The organism is Candidatus Ruminimicrobiellum ovillum (assembly GCF_002392975.1).
GTDB lineage: Bacteria > Elusimicrobiota > Endomicrobiia > Endomicrobiales > Endomicrobiaceae > Ruminimicrobiellum > Ruminimicrobiellum ovillum.
In genome coordinates, this window is the sequence record NZ_DGIC01000010.1 from 107,617 (window position 1) to 127,477 (window position 19,861).

At 32.0% G+C, this 19,861-nt stretch carries 6 protein-coding genes; 3 read left to right on the forward strand and 3 right to left on the reverse strand.

Features of this window, described 5'->3' with window-relative positions; genetic code table 11:
- Positions 1-69: 69 nt before the first annotated feature.
- Positions 70-13,236 carry an HD-GYP domain-containing protein gene (locus B2Y85_RS05160; RefSeq protein WP_372519409.1) on the reverse strand — a complete coding sequence of 4,389 codons (13,167 nt, stop codon included), beginning with the start codon at positions 13,234-13,236 and terminating at the stop codon, positions 70-72.
- A gap of 40 nt (positions 13,237-13,276) precedes the next feature.
- A complete protein-coding gene (locus B2Y85_RS05165; protein ID WP_372519410.1) occupies positions 13,277-13,756 on the reverse strand; it encodes a hypothetical protein in 480 nt (159 codons plus the stop codon).
- A 144-nt stretch (positions 13,757-13,900) separates the two neighbouring features.
- Between B2Y85_RS05165 and B2Y85_RS05170 the strand changes: the two genes are divergently transcribed.
- From B2Y85_RS05170 to hisG, 3 genes are read left to right on the forward strand one after another with little or no spacing between them, the layout of a single operon-like run.
- Entirely contained in the window at positions 13,901-15,121 is a 1,221-nt protein-coding gene (locus B2Y85_RS05170; RefSeq protein ID WP_372519411.1) for a DUF1015 family protein, read from the forward strand.
- On the forward strand, positions 15,115-15,558 hold the full coding sequence (locus tag B2Y85_RS05175; RefSeq protein WP_372519412.1) for a hypothetical protein: 444 nt from the start codon (positions 15,115-15,117) through the stop codon (positions 15,556-15,558). The genes B2Y85_RS05170 and B2Y85_RS05175 overlap by 7 nt, the downstream gene beginning before the upstream one ends.
- Before the next feature lie 21 nt (positions 15,559-15,579).
- Complete coding sequence (gene hisG, locus B2Y85_RS05180) at positions 15,580-16,458, forward strand: ATP phosphoribosyltransferase (protein WP_372519618.1); 879 nt, start codon at positions 15,580-15,582, stop codon at positions 16,456-16,458.
- Positions 16,459-16,628: 170 nt separating this feature from the next.
- Here hisG and B2Y85_RS05185 read toward each other — a convergent pair whose 3' ends face one another.
- Positions 16,629-19,700: an autotransporter domain-containing protein gene (locus B2Y85_RS05185; protein WP_372519413.1), complete on the reverse strand. Its 3,072-nt coding sequence runs from the start codon at positions 19,698-19,700 to the stop codon at positions 16,629-16,631.
- Positions 19,701-19,861: the final 161 nt, after the last annotated feature.

Genomic DNA, 19,861 nt, shown 5'->3' on the forward strand with positions numbered 1-19,861 from the left:
AGAAAATTCTTCCCGTTTTTACATAAATTACTAATTACTAATTTATAATTGCTAATTGCAGTTTTATCGTTATGCGGCTGACATCATTGCCCTGTAGTTTCTTATATCGTTTTTGTCAATATCTCTTGCTATTTGCTTTTCTTTGTAGTTATCACCGTAAGCCAATATTAACTCTATTATTGTATTTATCGCTACTTCGTCCTTTTGCATTGCTTTTTCTGTTTCTTCTTTTATCTTTTCCATCACCTCATTCATACTGCCTTTAAAATTATCACTGATATTTGTTCTTTGTTTATCTGTATTGTTAACCTGTGCCAACAACATTCTTCCTAACAAAATTTCTAAATTCTTATCTTTTAATCCAAATTCTTTATTATTTTCGGTTAATGCTGTTTTTGCAAGTATTCTTTCTGCAACTATTTCTTTAAGTCTCTTTTCCGCATCTTTATTTTTTATTGTTTTTAATATTATTGCAAATTCTGTTTCCGGACCTATTATTTCTATTAGTTTGGCTTTATCTACTATTTGTAATTCATCACCGACTTTTTCAAACATTTCATCTATCTGCTCTTGTGTTAAAGTCGGAATTCTGTTGAAGTTTATGTTGTATCCCATATATTCTATATCATTCGAATTTAATTCTCCTAAATTTAAACTCATCTTAATTTTCCCAAGCAACGCTCCAAACTCTCTTTGAACAGCAGTAACATTTCCTTGTTTAAAGTGCTTTGTTAAAATATCTATACCTATCAGTATAGGCGTTTCAGCCGTTAATATTTTACTTTCTATATTTTGATCTTCCAATATTTCTTCTATTTTTGTTTCTTCTTCGGTACTGTAATCTTTTATTTTTATGCCATCTTTATCTCTTATTATTTGTCCTGCTATGCCTTTATTCTTATAATCTTTTACTTCTGCTTCACTTAATACTATTTCACCGTTATCTATGTATATTTCTATTCCTTCTTGTTTTAATTGCTCTATTTCTGCTTCGGTTAAGTTTAGATTTTCATATTGTGCTTTACTTATCACTTTTCTTGCTCTGCCGTTATATACTGTCGCTCTTAATTTTTCTATATCGGTTACGGATTTCAAGTCTATTATTGTTTTTTGGCCATACATTATTCCCATTACTCTTTTTATTTCCAAAGCCGAAGCCACAAATTGTTTTACTTGTTCAGGAGATTTTCCTGTAAGTTCCATTTCTCCTATTTCTATAATATCATCGGTTACGCTTATTCCCTCACCCGATTTTGTTGCCATTGCTTGAGCCTGTATTTCATCTACATTTTCTCCGTTAGCTCTTAACATTTCAATTATATCTTCGTTTAACAAGTTTGAATCGTTCAATGTTTTTACTATTTTTATTGACTGTTGTCCTTTTGCTCCATACATCAACAAATCGGTATTTTTTATTCTGTATATACTTGCTCCGTCAACTTTTAATCCCGTATTTACTAAAGTAAAGCTGTCTTGCAACAATTCTATATCCTCGACGATTGCTACTTCTATTTGTCCGTCCTCTTTCAATATTGCATCTTTTCCGAACATATTTATTGCTTCTTGTATTCCGCTTGCTTTTATATATCTATAATCTATTGCTATATGTTTTACTATGCTTGCACCTTTAAATATTATTCCCAATATGCTCTTTATTATTTTTGCTGTTATTGAATCTTGTTCTGTTATATTGTATCTGTTTGCCAAGCTTGCAACTTGTTGTGCGCCTCGTTTACCTGCAGCGGTTTGGTGCAAATCTACAAAATTCGGTTCTAAGCTTGCTCTGAATTCTTTAACTGCTATTACTGTTGCAGCTATAAATGCATTTCCGAATGTACTCTGCATTATTCTGTTTACCAATCCTATATTTTCCGGAAGGATGGCCACATTAGAAAATTCTGGACTTTGTTGTCTTGCTACTCGTCCGATTTCAAATTTCTTTTTTATAGAAGCTACTGATGCTCTTATAGGAAGATCTTCATCAATAATTTTTAATTTATCTGCAAGACTAGATCTCATTACAATTTTATCCAAATTTTTCCCGTTGGTTTTATAATCCAACAAATATTTTATCCATTCTGTTATAGTTTTTGATTCTATTCCAAAACTTTGTACTTCTTCATTGGCTCCATATGGATTATTCTTTACGGATGTTACGGTAAGCACAGGAATCATTTTACGTCCAAAACCACGTCTAAAAAAAGTATCTTGAGCTCTTGTTTTCCAGTTTTTACTAAGATGGCCCTTAACTATTTTTGAGTCTCCTGTTTTCACTTGTATCTTCGTTCCCGTAACAGGATCTATCAAATCTATACCCGGTTCATTTGAATCATCAGGCATTTGCAATCTTAAAGTCATACCATCAAATACTCCGGCAACAATTGTTTTTGTACAATATATTTCACCGAAATAACCCCTTAATTGAGTCTCAAAGAACTTTTTACTAATACCGACATTATGTATAGCGTCTATCAACTGATCAAGAGTTACATCTTTTTCTTGTTTAGATTTATCAATTAAATCTAAGGCAATGGCTGTTCTAAATAGAGCCTCTAAAAACATTGAATATATCATCGGATTATTTTTTAACATATCTTGCAATTTTTGTTCATCAAACAAATCTATATCTTCTAATCTTATATTTCCCTGATAATTGACAGCTTGTATTTTTTCCCTAATATCTTCATCCAAATGTCTGGTTCTGGCTATTCTTTTAAGTTCTGCATCAGTCAGAGAGGGACATGCCATTTTTAACATCGGTATAACTTGTTCTATATTCAAATCATCAAGATTTCTTTGTGTTTGTAATCCTCCATTTAAAACTATACTTTTCATTATATTTTGATCAACATCTTCCAATGGATTAGCCTTATTAAAATCTATTTTGCTAACCTCTGTTTCCGGAAATCCGGCTGCAAGTAATATATTTTTAAATTCTTCTTCTGAAATATCGACTTTATTTAACCTGTCCCTCAAATTCGGATTTGACAACGAAATTAAAGACATTGTTTGACTCAATACAAGTTCTTCCATTCTGGTTTCCATGGTAACATCCATTTTTAATCGTCTCGGTAACGTATCAAGAATTCTTTGTGTCTGTAATCCACCTTCTAAAACTATATTTTTCATTGCACTTTCTGCAATATCTTCCAATGGATTAGCCTTATTAAAATCTATTTTTCTAATCTGCTTTTGAGAAAGCCCTGCCGCAAGCAATCTGCTTTTAAATTTGTCCTCTGTCATACCAACTTTATCTAATCTATCTCTCAAAGTTGAACCGGATAAATCAGCTAAATTCATGGTTTGATTCAATGCAACCTCTTCTATTATAGCTTCTATTATATCTCTTTCTAAATCTAAATCGCTAAAAATCCTTTTTATTCGTAACCCACCCAATGTTTGCACTCCATTATTCAAATTTATACTTTTCATTATGTTTTTATCAAGAGCTTCCAATGGATTAGCCTTATTAAAATCTATTTTAGAAACTTCTGTTTGAGAAAGCCCTGCCGCAAGCAATCTATTTTTAAATTGTTCCTCTGGCATACCGATTTTGTATAATCTGTCTCTCAAACTCCGATTAGACAAATCAATTAATTTCATATCTTGGTTCAATGCAAATTCTATCATCATAGCTTCTATGTCAGCATCTGTTTTTATCTCTATCGGTTGCCTTACATCTATTTGCATATTTACACCTTCAGCAAGTAACAATTCAGTAATTTTGCCTCCTCTTTGCTGAAAATTTATTATTCCATAATCTTCCAACTTTCTCATATTTAATTTTCTCTTTACAGAATCGTTTGTAAATTCGTATAAAACTTCATCTTTAGAATCAAAATAAAGCATATACTCACTATCACCATTTCTAATTATAAATTTTCTATCCGTAAAATCATTTAATCTATAACCTCTGGGCATATCCGCATATAAAACGTCGGTATTAAAAATAAAATCTGTAGGCTCAGCATTAAGACTCGTATCCTTAGTAAAGATTGTAGTATCGATTTCATAAATATTTATCGGTGCACAATACTGTCTATTAAAGCAAAATATATAGTCACCATGATTTAAATATACAGTACGATCATCACTGGGAAGTTCAACGGCACCTGTAGTTCCATCCTTAAAAGATACTTCTACCGAATATTTTTTATTAACATCATCATATTCATAACTAATTTTTTCTACGCCGAAAGTTTCTTTTAGATTCTCATCAAGATCTCTTGTAGTATCTCTATCACTAGCAATACTTCGATCACTAACTCTTCGTCCGGAATCTACTCTACTATAATGTGATACAGTCCCACTTATTTTTCCATCATTATTAAGACTAAGTTCAATTGTTATTTCTTCTTCCGTTTCTACATTCCAAATTTTTACGCTGTTACTACCACCTCGTACAACATCAATAGTCTTATCTTCGCCATTAACAAATTCATATCCATCCTCAAGTGAAAGGTCAATCATCACTATACTACCACCATCCAAATATATCTTATTGTCCCATGTACAATAATTTTTTGCTTTTTTTATTTTATAGTTTTCTTCGTAATTTTCCGGCATTTTATATCTTGAAACAAAATCAAAGCTAATTTCGGAACCATCTTTATGCAGAATTTCAATACCTTTTTTATTAAAGAACTCTTTAATATTGAAAGAAAGACCTTTGTTTTCTCTTCTACTTTTTGCACGAATGATTTGATCAGAACCATCAATCACTTCATCTTCATTTTCATCTACTGATATTATGGATAACAACTTACCACGATTTTCTTGTCTCTTATTATATTCGTAGTGTAAGTATCCGGCACCTGCGGTATTTACTGCTAATACAGGGTTTATTAATGCATTTACTAAAGGATTTATTACGGGAATGGCAGGTAATAATGTATATGCTAATAGGGAAGATATCACTGCTGCTACTACTAAATTTTTATTTATTGTTATCTTCCCGCCGGAATCTTTTTTTGTTATCCATTGAACTATTACATCTGCAAACATAAAGAATGCCGGTGTTATTAAAATTGACAACGCGGGATTTATCGCAAAAGCTAACAAAGTTCCGACATAGGGCAACATTATTGCTAAAGTAGGTAAACCTAAATTCTTTATATCTTTACCAACTTGTTTAAATAAGTCACCTATACCGACTTCTTTTTCACCTTTTTCTTTTGCCGTCTTCCTTGCTACGCTCCATTTTACTATGGAGTGTGCCGATATAAATAAAAGTTGTACACCGATACCAACGATAGGGTTGATAACATGTGACAATATCAATGCCGTAGGTAAATATCTAAAAAATCCCTCTTCCCAAATATATGGGCGATCATCTCTCTTAAGTCCTAACGGCTTTAGAATTGAGAAAAAGTCTTCCCAAAATGCTGCTAAGTTTCTTTTCTTTTCTTGTTCTTCTATTTCTTTTTTCTTCTCAGCTGACGCTTCTTCATATTGACGTCTCTTTTCAGCTTGTTCTTCTTTATATTGATTATATTTTTCTAATGCCTGTTCTTGTTCCTGCTCGGTTTTTAATGTAACTTTTGTTCTATAAATTCTATAAACTTCTTCACCAACTGATACTTTTATATCATCGCCATATTTCAAGTTTGTAAAGAAACTATCCGTCATATATTCCGTACCTTTATGGGAACCAGAAATATAAGCTTCATACATCAACCTTTTAAGTGATTGTTCTTCGGTTCTATCAAGTGTTATAGGCTTTGTGGAAAGATTATATGTAGAAAATTCAGTAACTCTGCCGTTACTATCTTTTGAAATATGCAATGCAATAGGATATTCGAATAAACCTAAGTTACCATGATCGAAATTATTCTTCAATATTTCTCGTAAAGCAAAATATGTTGTAGCCGTACTTTTTTTTGTCCACTCCATATCTTTTTTTTCTTCGTCGGTTAAACCTTCTTCTACTTGCTTTATATATTGTCTTTCCGCGGTTGAAGATTTTGAAAGAGTTGATTCAAATTTACTCTTTGAATCTAAAAGACTATAAACTTCTATATATTTTTGATATCTCTGCCATAAAGATAAATTCTGTATTGTAAACCCTTTTTTAAATACATGAATTACCATTAGTTTATTATTATCTATCGCATCCTCTATTGCAGCTAAAATACTTTTTACATCATCATCCAAATAAATTTCTACTGTTTCTGTTACCCCGGCATCTTCCATTATAGACTTTAACAAAAATCCTTCCTGTTCCAATTTGTGATGATGTTTTCTTTCATAATTTTCTTTTATCTGTTCTTCTATATCTGCAAATGAAAGGTTATCGGTTTCACTGCCTTCAATCATTTTCGTTTTTGAAGTGTCCGAATCTATCTCCGCTCCGAGTTCAAGTATTATGTCAACAATTTTGCCGTCTTCATCATATTTGATTTCTTGTATTCCGTAACTACTCAAGCCATTTTTGACACCTGAATAGTTTCTTCCCGTTTCCCGAAAATCTTTTTCATCAAAATGAAGAAAATTTGTATCACCATTTCTTTTCTTAATTACAACATCATGACCTATAATATCCGTATCTATATTAAATTTTTCTTTTACGGAAACACCTTCTTCCGGGAAGATTGAAGCTATTATCGGAGCATACATCATTACTGTCGTTCTAAATTTTTTAAATATCCTATATAAAGAATATGACTTATCCTTAATAAACACAACAAAAGCATTTTCTCTTTCTTTATTTAAACTTTCCAGTATTGAATCGTTTATTCTAACATCCCCATAGCTGAAATAAAATTCCAAAAAGGCTCTTACAACTTCCGTATCAAACTCAAAATTGGAATTGTCTACCAAACTCATACATTTATCTACGGTACCTTTCGGATCATTTTTGAAATCATCCAAAAACTCTGCTCTCGTTTTTCCGAGTTTATTAAATATGTACTGAGGACTTTCGGTAAATATTATTTTAAAAGCATTCTCTCTGACAAGTTCATTATTTTGTTCTCTTATATAATTTATAATGATATCTTTACTATGGGAATACAATACTTTTTTTATAAATTTTTGTTCCATTTCTTGTCTTTTGGGTATATCTTCTTCATTTTCAATTTGTGCTATTTCTGATAACAAGGCTATAACTCGTTTTTGTTGAGATTCGTTTAAACCGACGTCTATATTTTCCAATATGTTAGATATATCTCTTATTTTTCTCGCAAACTGATATGTCCTTTCGGTAGCAAAAGACAATTTAGGGCTTACCGCTTCGTAAACATCCGTAAGTGTAACCACTTTTGCAATTTGTGCCTCTTCTTCATCATATTCATAATGAGAAGAACCGAACATATAATCCATTTTTGTTTTGTAACTATAACTTTTCGGTGAACTTTCTTTTGTAAAATGATGATTTTCCGCAGTATAAGATAATTCTTTCAATATTGAACTCCTCAATATAAGACCGCCAAATACGACATGGAATTCCATCATATCTCTTTCCAATTCGTTGAAAGAGCCTTGTTTATTGAGAATTACTTCCGGAACTAAATTTTTACCTATATCATGCAATATGGACGAAAGCATAAGTTTGTACATCATTCTTAAGTTGTTACCGAACGGCATATTTCTTCCGATAAGATTTGAAAAGGAAACTACTCTTCTAACATGTACTCCCGTAACTTTTGCATCATACAAAGACATCAACTTTTTCATAAAAGTTTGTTCGGCAAACTCTAAAAATTCTCTTTCCAATTCTCTTGATTCTTTGGTATCTCCGTTGGCGGCTATAAAATTTTCCATCATTGTCAAAATAATATCCAATTCTTCGAATATAGGTAAAAGTTCATCTATTTTATCTATAATTTCTTCAACTTTTTTTGTATCGGTAAAAAGTAATTCCGATTTTATTTTCGGATATTCGTTTTCTATTCTTCTTAACTGTTCTTTTAATTCTTCTATTTTCTCTCTATCTTTTTTCGTTTTTCTTTTTTTACTTCCTATTCTTTCCAGCTCGTTCTTTACTGTTTCTGCTTGTGCCATTTCCCAATTAAGTCTTTCAACAAAATTTATTCTTACCTTTTCATACTCCAATAAATATTCGGCTCTTCTTTCTTCAATATTTTCCAAACCGAATTTTATTGCAAAAGATCCTTCCTTTATTACAGGCAAATCTACTTTTACTTGAGGATTTTCTATTAAAAGTTTAACATGTCTTAATCTTCTTTGAATATCATGAAAATCTTTAGTTATGGCTTTTTCTTGCAACAATTCTTTTTCTTCCAAAGTTTTTGCTACTTTATTATTTATGTAATGGAAAATCATTGAAACTATTGTTGCTATCGCAACAGCAGGCATTGAATTGAAAAAAATCATTGCTATTATATAAGGGATGGTAAATGTTACCGTAGGGATAATAAGTCCTTTTTTATGAAGATCGGCTCGGTTATCTGTTTTATAAAAAATACTGAATTCTTTTTCTAAAACTGAACTTGGAAATATTACTAATATTCTTTCTTTTATAATTTCCAACAACTTACTTATTTTGCCTTTGACTGTCAAATCTTTATTCTCTAATAAATTCCTTAAAACAAGAGGTCCGCCTGAATCTTTTGCTTTTACCCAATCCGTTACTATGTGTGCCGCTACAAATCTTGTTTGAAAGAAAGAAAATATACCTATACATACCATCTTTGCAATTATAGCCACTGCCGGTATTGCAGGGAAAAACATTGTTGCCGCAATTACTATACCCGTAAAAATCATAGCCGGAATAGCTCTGTAAATAACTTCTTCCCATACCGGTGCGGCTTTATCCGCTCCGAAAACGGAAGCCTCAGTAACAGATGTAGGCAGAAAAGCCGAAAGTTTTCCTCTTTTTTCTTTTTCCCGTTCAGAATCATCTTCCTTTTCTTCGGAAATTTTAACTTCTTCTTTTCTTGAAACCTGCTCGTAATTTACATAATCATAAATTTCTCTTTTTATTTCGGAAATATCTTTCAACAAGTTTTTATCAAAGAAAGATGTAAACATTGTAATATTGGATTCCGTAAACAGGTATTCCGATAAACCTATCATTCCCAAGGATAAAACAGGTATTGAACCTCTTTGGAAATTTCTTAAAAGTTTGTTTATCCCTTTATGTAAATTTCCTTCCATCCTTCGAAAATCCGTAATTCCTGTTTTTGTTTCAAGACCTGCCGCTGTTATTATTGTAGGATAAGATTCCGCTTTGTTTTCCGCTCTAAATTTTTGTTCCAATATATCATATACATTTCTTGCAAAGAAATAAGAGTTGCAACAACTTAAATCTATTGTTATATTCTTTAAATTTACGGGATTTTGTTCTCTTGTAGCTAATTTAAATAAAGAATCCGCTAATTGTTCCGGAGTAATTCTTTCCGCTTTGTGACCGGTAGCTAACCCGTTTTGTCTAACACCGGGATCATAAACCAATAAAGATTCCTCTCCACCATGTCCCCTGAAAACAAAATATCCTTTTGTTTTATCGGAGTCAATTATAAAATTTTCTATTGCCTGCAGCCACATTTTTGATGCATTATCGTTATTTCCAAGTCTTTTGTACACATTTTCTTCGGGAATATCTATAGGTATTCCCATATACTCTATAATTTCTCTTAAACTGTCTATATTAAATCTGTCTTTAGCGAACAATCTTTCGCTGTTACAAAGAGCATATATTTTCGTGTTTGAATCTATCAATATAACATTCAACATTGCTTTCATCATTCTTATATATATGCTTGTAGCTTTTTGCATAAGCGATGCAAATTTTTCATTTTCAAAAGAATAATCGCTAACTTCTTGTCTTGCTCCGTCATACACCATTCTTGAAACGGCTATTGCCGAATAATATCTTGCAACTATATTATCTCTGTCGGATATATTATCCAATCTCGATTCCGTTAAAATTCTATTAAAATCTTTATTCAAAATAAGTTTTAATGCAAAATAGTCATTTTCAACGGCAAGACTTTTTATTTCCAAATCAACCAATCCTACAAACAACTTTTTATAGATTTCTTCATAATTCGGATTAAAAATATAATCCCTTACAAATTCGGCATCGACACTATCCACAATAAGGTTTACCGTTTTTGAACCATAATCAAACAATTTGCTATAAAAATCTCTGTCTCCTATGGAAATATATTTAACAAGAGCTTTAAATCTCGGATCTACAAAATCATTAACACTACCGGATTTATCAAATTGTGTAGATAGTCCCATTCCTTTACATAAGGACAATATTTTTTCTATATCGGAAGAGTTTCTTGCATTATCTAAAATAAAAATCAAGGCTTCTTTATTAAGATTGGTAAAAGGTATAAAATATAATACGCTTAGATTCTCTAATTTTTCGGCATTGGCAAAAATAGATTTTGATAAAGTCTCATCATATTTTTTATCGCCATACTTTCTACCGACTTTCAGTTTGGTCTTCAATTGAGAAGAATCTGCCGATATCTTTAATACATAACTGAAAATTTCGTTCGGCAAAGACATCAAATAGGAAAACTCTTCTTCGGAAAGATAATTCAATTTTTCTATATTATCAAACAAATCAACTAATCTTATATAATCGTATTCACCTAATTTTGTAATTTCTTTACCAAACTTTTTAAATAAATAGTTCAAACCAACATTTATATCTTCCGCTTCGTAATAAAACACCAAATCAGTAGCGGATAATCCATCTATTTTTTCGTAGAAAAGTTTCAAGTACTCTTGATTTAAGGCAAACAACCTTCTGAAATATTTTATATATTCTACTTCACCATTCTTATCTATGCTGTCATCATCAAAAAAATCAACAAACTTTTCAAAAGCAGCAAACTTTAAATCCGTATCAAAAAAGAATGTTTTTGCAACATGTACACTCCTTCTTATAATTTCATCCATAGTATCCAAATCGTATCCGTAAGAATTGTACTTTCTTATAAACATATCCAAAAGAGCACTATCTTTCGATAAATCAAATTGAACCGACTGTCTGCAACAAATATTTATTAATCTGTAAAAAGCTTCTCTGTTATTATTGTAAAACCTACCTAAAAGTTCTGCTTTTCTTTCTTCGGAAAGATAACTTGAATCTACTTTATCTTCCGTTTCTTCTTTTTCGGTAGAAACTTCCGTTTCTTCAATTTCCTCAACACTTTCTTCTTCGGTTACACTTTCCGTATAACTTTCTTCGGCAGAAAATCCTTCTGCCGCAAGCAATGCTTCTTGTATAACGGTATGCATTCTTGAATATACTTCCGGAGATATTCCGTTTAATGTCGGCAATCCCGCTTCTTCCGCACCGAAAACAGGGCCTTTACTTAAGAATATTCCTTCAGATACTAATTTTTCGGAAATTTCCAAAATAACACTATCCGTATTCGGACGAAGAACAGTCATACCGCCTTGTTTCGGCAAAAAGTCAACCATGATTGATGCCGCAACTGCGATAAGATTTTTTTGATCGGAAATTTGTTCTTGTTCCTGTTCCGTTAACGGTTTTAAATTATCAAAAACAGTTAAATCAACATTTCCGCCAAAAACCTCTTTTAATCTTTCAACATTGCCACCGAGAATATCTTTTGCCATCGAATACAACAAATTCTTCTGATAATCGGTTGAAGAACAAGATGCCAATGTGTATGCCAAAGCTTGATGTTGGAAAAATCTGCTTTGGTCCTTAATTATTCCTTTATACTGTTTTGTTGCCTTTTCTATTCCTTCAAATATTGACGGAGTTATTACAATAGTATTTACTTCTTTTTTAGCTAATATTTCTTCCAGTTCACTGCTATGAAAACCTCCGGTTACCGCAATTATTACTTCTTTTGAATTTTTTAATATTTCTTCTTCTTGTCTTACCCTGTCCGTTTCCGATACACTTATTTCTTCATCTTTTAATAAATTTGCGACGAATACATTGTTTCTTTGATCGTTTATTTTGTAATATTTGTTTAATTCATCAAAATCGCCGTATATTTCCTGTATTCTGTTTACGGTAGCATATTTAGAATACAGTGTTATGAATTGATCGAATTCTTTTTCAAAATATTTCCAATCCGCATCGGTCAACTTATATTCCAAATAATCTTTAAAATATTTACTGAAATCGGATACAAAAGTTATTTCGTATTCTTCATTATTGTAAGAAAGAGCTTTTCTTATTTCCGAAAGCAACTGTCTTTCTTCCTGAACAAGTTCTACCGTATTTAATTCTCTGTTTATTCCGTTACTTTCCAAAAACGTATGTAATGATTTATATTTGTTTTCTAAATCTATTCCCTCTTTGTTACAAAGCATTGTTATAAGTTCAACCACTTTTTGACTGTCGCTTAAATTTTCTGTTTCGCTCAACAATTTCGTGTAAACATTGTATGGTAATTTGTTTTTTAATTCGTTTATCACCATCTGTAACTGTTGTGTTACTTCTTTTACATCTATATCTTTTGAAGTTTTTCTTAATGCGATGAACTTTGTTATGTTCGGATAATCTTCCAATCTTATTGCGGTTATATTGTTGTATTTTTCGGGATTTTCGTTAATATCTCTGACATACTTAGCCAATTGTCTGTAAAATCTTCTTGAATCTATTTTGCTTGTTAAATATTTTTCTATATCTCTGTTGAATCTTTCGTTTCTGCTGTTTACATACATTTTTTCCAAAATGTTTATTTCGTTTTCTACTTTTGTTATTACATCTCTATATTTGGATTGGTTTTCTATAATCCAAGATAATCTTCTTACATTATCTTTGTGTATTTGTTCTTCGTCTATACCTTTTAATTCCACTTCATTGTTGTTTGTTAACTTATAATATTCGCTTCCGGTTAATATACCTTCTTCCAACAAACCTTCTATTATTTGTCTTTTTATTTTTTCGTCTTTTATTGTATCCAACCAACTTACATCTATATCTCCGTATCCGCCTTCAACATAGATTTTCTTTAAATTATACTTATCGGCAATTTGGGTAATTATTTTAGATATGTTTCTTTGTGTTTGAGGATGGCAATGCAAGTCCTGAATATTTATTACGGTTATATCACTTTGTGCATCTTTACTCGATGTTATTTTTCCGTATTCGGCACTTATACTGCTTACTTTATTAAATACATCTTCATATTTTTGGTTTGCATTTTCTGCCAACGGTATGGCATACAAGTTTGCACCCAATGTTGATACAACAAAACATACGGTTGTAAAAACAGCACAAATTTTTATTAAATTAATTTTTTTCTTTATAAATTTTATTATCATAATTCCCCTTCCTTACAATAAAAAAAGCATATAGCATTTACTACATGCTATATGCCTTTTTATACCGTTTAGAGATAGTTATCCCGTCAAATGTAAATAAAAGCCCCAGATACCTCAGTAAAAATACAAATACAAACACAAAGAAAAACAACGGCACCTTAGTGTCTTTTAATACATAACTTATACTTGAAACAAATACCGACAGAACAACTTTAACAAAATTAAAGCAGCTGTCGGTACTTAATTTTCTTTCTTTTTGACTAGTAGCAAGAAATACATTGTTTTGTTGTGTCGGAGCTAACAAACTTATAACATCTTTTGCTATATTGTCACATACGGTTGCTACAACATTTTTTGTTTTTTGTAATAAATCATACTGAACATTTACAACTTCCGACATTGATATTGCTGCTGTAGTTTTTGTATCAAAACGAAAATCTCTTAATAGATTTATTACCGACAAATCTACCATCGAAAAGAAAACAAAAAAAGCTAAAACGCATTTTAAGATGCTTTTCATACATTCTAATTATAGCACTTGAATAAAATAACCGCAACAAAAAAAAATGTTTTTTTACCGATTTTTCACAATTTATCCGTTTTTTTGACAACATACCGAAATATTATGTAAAATCAATAATATTTTAAAAACAGGAGTGTTAAAATGGCTATAATAAAAGCATTTAACGGTGTAAGATATTCTAAAGCAAACATTACGAACGAAATTTGCCCTCCTTACGATGTAATAAGTGCGGAAGAAAAGAAAAAATTGAAAGCAAAATCTAAATATAATATGGTCCAATTGGAACTTTCGGACCCAAAAGGTAAAAGGAACAAGTATGCGCAAGCAAATGTTTTGTTCAAAGAATGGTTAGATAAAAATGTTTTGTTGCAAGAAACAAAACCTGCTCTATATTTCTATGAACAAGCATTTGTAGACCATGGCAAAAAAATGGTAAGAAGAGGTTTCTTTGCGGCATTAAAAATAGAAAATCCTCACGGCGGAGCAGTAAAAGCTCACGAAAAAACTCTTTCCAAACCGAAAGCAGACAGATTGAGTTTGTTAAAAGCCGTTAAAGCAAATTTAAGTCCGATTTTCTTATTGTTTAACGATGATAAGAAAAAAATTGTTAATTTATGCAAAAAAATATCAAAGAAAAAACCTACTTCAGTTGCAACAGATAAAGAAAAAACAGCTCATAAATTGTGGGTTATAGATGATGAAAAAATAGTAAAAGAAGTAGAAAGTTCATTGAAAAGCAAAAAAACATTTATTGCCGACGGTCACCACAGATACGAAACATCTTGGAACTATTTGCAATATATGAAAGGCAAAGATAAAAAGTTTTCCGATAAAAACGAATACGGATATGTTCTTGCATATTTATGCCCTATGGAAGACAGCGGTATTTCAATATGGCCTACACACAGAGTTATCGAAGAACCTAAAAATCTTGAACAAAACATTGAAAAATATTTTAATGTTTTACCTCAAAAAGATTTTTATAAGCTTCAAAAAGCCAAAATTCAACCGATTTTGTTGTTTAAAGACGGCAAATACAGAACTTTGGTTATAAAGAATGAAGCATTGCTTAAAAAAGCTATGCCGAAAAACTGTTCGGCCTTCAGAAATTTGGGTGTAAGCATATTGCACAACATATTGATACCTAAAGAACAGGTTGCTGCAGACAAATATGTTTATGTTAAAGACGAAAAAGAAGCAATTTCTCTTGCCAAGAAAACGAAAAAAATTGCAATTTTGGTTCCTGCAACACCGGTGGAAGCAATAAAAGAAATTGCATTGAACAACGAAAATATGCCGCAAAAATCAACTTACTTTTTCCCGAAATTGGCAAGCGGTATAATAATACATAAATCATGTTAAGCTTATTGATTAACATTATTTTGTTTGTGTTGTTGGCATTTTTGTTGTATATAGGTTTTTATGCAGGTATAATTAAAAGTTTTTTTGCGGTAGCCGCAGGATTTTTTGCTATAGTGTTAGCGGAAAATTATCCGTATCAGTCGGGCATAAATTATTATTTTATTTTTGCTGCGGTAGCGATTATAATATTTTTAATCGGTCTTTTTATATTCGGAATAGTTAAGTTTTTTTATTTATCTATATTCGACAAATTGGCAGGCGCTTGTTTGGGAATTTTCATATGGCTCGTATTATCGGCAAACGTTGTAATACCGGCTTTCAATAATTCCGAAAACAAAGCAGAAACGGCAACAACAACATATATATCGAACCTGTCTAAAGAAGTGTTGCCCGTATTCGGGAAATATGTTCCGAATTTTAAGTTTGATAAAAAATAAATACATTTAATATTTAGGAGAATAACAGTGAAAAAATTAAGATTAGGATTTCCAAAAGGCAGTTTACAAGAATCAACTATTGAATTATTTAAAAAAGCAGGTATAAGAATAAATGTTTCTTCAAGATCTTATTTCCCTACATGCAGCGATGAAGAAATAGAAGTTATGCTTGTAAGATCTCAAGAAATGGCAAAATATGTTCAAGACGGTGTATTTGATGCAGGTCTTACCGGCTTTGATTGGATATGCGAAACAAATGCAAAAGTTAAAGAAGTTTGCGAGTTGAGATATGCAAAGTCAGGTTTCAGACCTGTAAGATGGGTGTTGGCAGTCCCTGAAGCATCAAAAATAAAAAGCGTAAAAGATTTGCAGGGCAAAAGAATTGCAACAGAGCTTTTAAACTATACAAAAAAATATTTTGCAAAAAACAAAGTTAAAGCAAACATAGAATTTTCTTGGGGTGCAACGGAAGCTAAAGCAGGTAAACTTGTAGATGCTATCGTTGAACTTACCGAAACAGGTTCTTCCTTAAGAGCAAATCACCTAAGAATAGTTGAAGAAATTTTAACTTCAACAACAAGACTTATTGCAAACAATTCTTCTTGGAAAGATTCTTGGAAAAGAGAAAAAATCGAAAATCTTGCAATACTTTTACAAGGTGCATTAAATGCGGAAGGTATGGTTGGTTTAAAAATGAATATACCTTTCAAAAAGTTGCCTGAAGTTGAAAAAATATTGCCGGCATTAAGAAAACCCACAATCTCAAATTTGAGTGACGGTAATTGGATAGCTTTGGAAGTTATCATCGAAGAAAATATTGTAAAAAGAGTTATTCCGGCACTTAAGAGAGCTGGTGCGGAAGGGATTATTGAATATCCTTTAAATAAAATCATATACTAAAAACAACAATGTATAAGGTATAATTTACAATGTACAATGAATGTAAAAAGCAGGAAGGGAAACCCTTCCTGCTTTTTGTTATTTTATTAAAATTTTATAAGCCCGTAAAGAGTACATAAGATCTTGCATTTCAAAGTTGTAGCTAAAATATTTCGGTCGCTATAAGTTCGTTAGAACTTATATTTTATTCCCAAGTTTCCTGCAAAGCCTGTTCTTCCACCGCTTCTTCCGGTTAGTTGTGCATAACAACTCCATGCTGTATTTATAAAATCTTTATTTACTCCGGCACCAAATTCAACATATCCGTCTATACTGTCAAGATCTACATCTCCTAATTCGGTTTTAATCGTAGGTTTTGAACTTAAGTTTGCTGCATATCCCAACAAGCCATAAGGTTGCCATCCGTCTTTCATTTGTAATCTTGCTTTTACTTGCGGTTCAAACAATATGTTGTTTACGCTCAAACTATCTACTTTTGTCAGTGCTGTTTCATATTCTCCGCAATTTACTGTTCCGTACATCAATGTTGCGTTCGGTTCCAATGTCCACTTTTCGTTTATCACATAATTATATCCGGCTTTTACTGCAATTCCAAACATATTCATATCTATATCGTTTATCCCGTCATCAGTATCTACGGATGCTTTATTGAATATCATGTTTGCCGTTGCTCCCAAATACCACTTTTCTTTCATTAACATTCCGGTAGCACCAAGCACATATCCTGTTTGGTTCGATTTTACTTCTTCTACTTCTTGTTTGCTTCCCGCATATCCTAAATAAAACGACAATTGTTTATCTTGTCCCATAGGCAAATCTATTCCGGCAAGTGTTCCGTATAAACTGTTATCTACATCCAAGCCGCCTACTGTTACCGTTTCGTTTAATACGAACGGCCTTAACCATGCTCCTCTTTCTATCTTACCAGTTTCATCAAATACTTGATTTCCGGCGGAAACATATAAATTGGAAGAACTTATACCTGCTGACTTTTTATTATTTGAGAATTTGCTGTTCATACCTGCAAAAGCTTGTTCCGCTACAATACTTTGTGTCGCATATCCACCGACACTTGCTGAAATCGCTCCTATTGCCGTTACAGGATTTGCACCTTTTCTTGTAAATGTATAGTAATATCCGGGCTCATCACCATAATAATTACCATCAATATAAAACTCAATTGTTCCATAATTTAATTTCGCATCATAATTATATAATACGGATTTTGCATGACCTACAGTTGTTATTTTTCCTTCCTGAATACATGCAAAATCAACTCTCGTCGTTCCCTCGTTATCTTCAATTATATTTATTTCTTTTACATTTACTTTACCGGTTCCGATAGGAACTACAGAAAACAAAGCCATATCCATTGATTTATTCTTTAAATCGGCATCCACTTTTAAATTTAGTTTATCCGTGATTGCTACTAAACCGTCTCTGCCAAATTCTGCATTCGCTGTTTTACCGTTTATCATATCTATCGTTGCATTTGTTACATTTATAACTGTTATACCATTATTACTACCAAATAAAGTTCCGTCTTCACCCAATTTTATTGTTCCGCTATAAAACCATATTTCCCCGTTATAATCGCCCATATCCGCATTCAAAAGTATTTTACCTGTTCCTGTTTTGTACTCATAATTTGGTATCGATGCATTTATGGCTATACTACCATCACTTGTTCCCGTTATCGGATCGTTAAAAATAATGTCGGCTTTATCACTTGCCCATAAATTTATTGTTCCACCATTGTTAAATATTGCATTTGATTGACCGCCATTATTTTCGTTCCATGTAAATTCCACATTTTTTGTGTTTGCTATTAAATTTAATATGCTTTCATCACCGTTATATATTGCTCCGCCGCTATATGTTGAAGTATTGCCAATAAATTTTGCTCCGTCTTTTATTGTAAACTCACCCCAATTAGTTATTGCTCCGCCCCAATAATTTGATTCATTTTCTATAAACTGTACACCTTCTTCTGTTACAAATATTCCGTCACCGCCATTATATATTGCTCCGCCATCATCTTGTGATGTATTTCCTTCAAATAATGCATTTGAACCAACTGTTATTGTCCCTTCTTCGTTGTATATTGCTCCACCGTCATCATCTATTGTCTCATTTTCTATAAACTGTGCTCCGGAACCAATTGTTATTGTTCCTCCTTCGTTGTATAGTGCTCCGCCGTAATCACCGGCACCATTTTCAACGAACAACATATTATTTCCTAACTCAACCGTTCCTTTTTTGTTGTATATTGCACCACCGGCGGTATTCGCATAGTTATCATCAAAAACGGCAACATCAAACTTATTTTTCATTGTAAAAAGTCCTTCGTCTGTTCCGCTTTTAATTTTACTACCATCATTATATACAGCTCCGCCATAATTTGCGACATTATTCATAAAAATGGTTCCTACCGTCTGCATGGGAAAATTTTCTCCACCTATTTTCTGTATAGATTGACTTAACATAGGTTCGTTATCTTGGGCAGTTGAATCATCTATAGTGAACTCACTGGAATTATATATTGCACCGCCAAACTCATTTGCCGAATTCCCTTTAAAATAAGAAACACCCATCTTAAAACGACCCCAAACACTATTATGTATTGCACCACCCGAACCTTTCTCTGAATAATTCTCAACAAAGCTTGCATAATTTCCGATTGTAAAACGATCAAGATTATATATTGCACCACCTTCACAACCATCTTCATCAACATGATTTCCTTTGAAATATGCATAGTCTCCTATGGTAAAAGTTTCCATATTCCATATTGCTCCACCATCAGATGCAGTATATGGGTCAGATTCAGATTCCTTTTCGTAGTATGTGTAATTATCTTCAAATAGAGCTCTATTACCTACTATAACTTCCGCGGGAACCTCCGTTAGAGATATTGCTCCACCATATCTCGCATAATTATTCTTAAAATTTGCATCTGCACTTATGTAAACCGTACCTCCAGCTGCTGTTATTGCTCCGCCGGAATAATGTGCACTGTTTTCCTCAAAAGTAGCACCGCTTCTTACTGTTAATTTTCCCTTAACAAGAAAAACTCCACCATGACCACTCTTTTCATGATAATTACTATAATTTTCTCTATTTGCGGTAAAGTCCCAATCTGCGGTAATTATTTCATATGTAGCAAAAGCGACCTGTGAATTTAGAAATATTATTGATAACATTAAAGGAAAAATTTTTACCAAAGATTTATTTCGTTTCATCTTCCCTCCGACAATATTTAATATTTTTTTTCTTGTTTGCGATAAAGATAAAAATACAGATTTCTAATGAAATAATGTGATGTTGTTTTGTTTTTCTAATTCTGATACGAGTTTATTGTACCAATTTACTTTACATATTGCAACACAAAAAACGGGAAGAG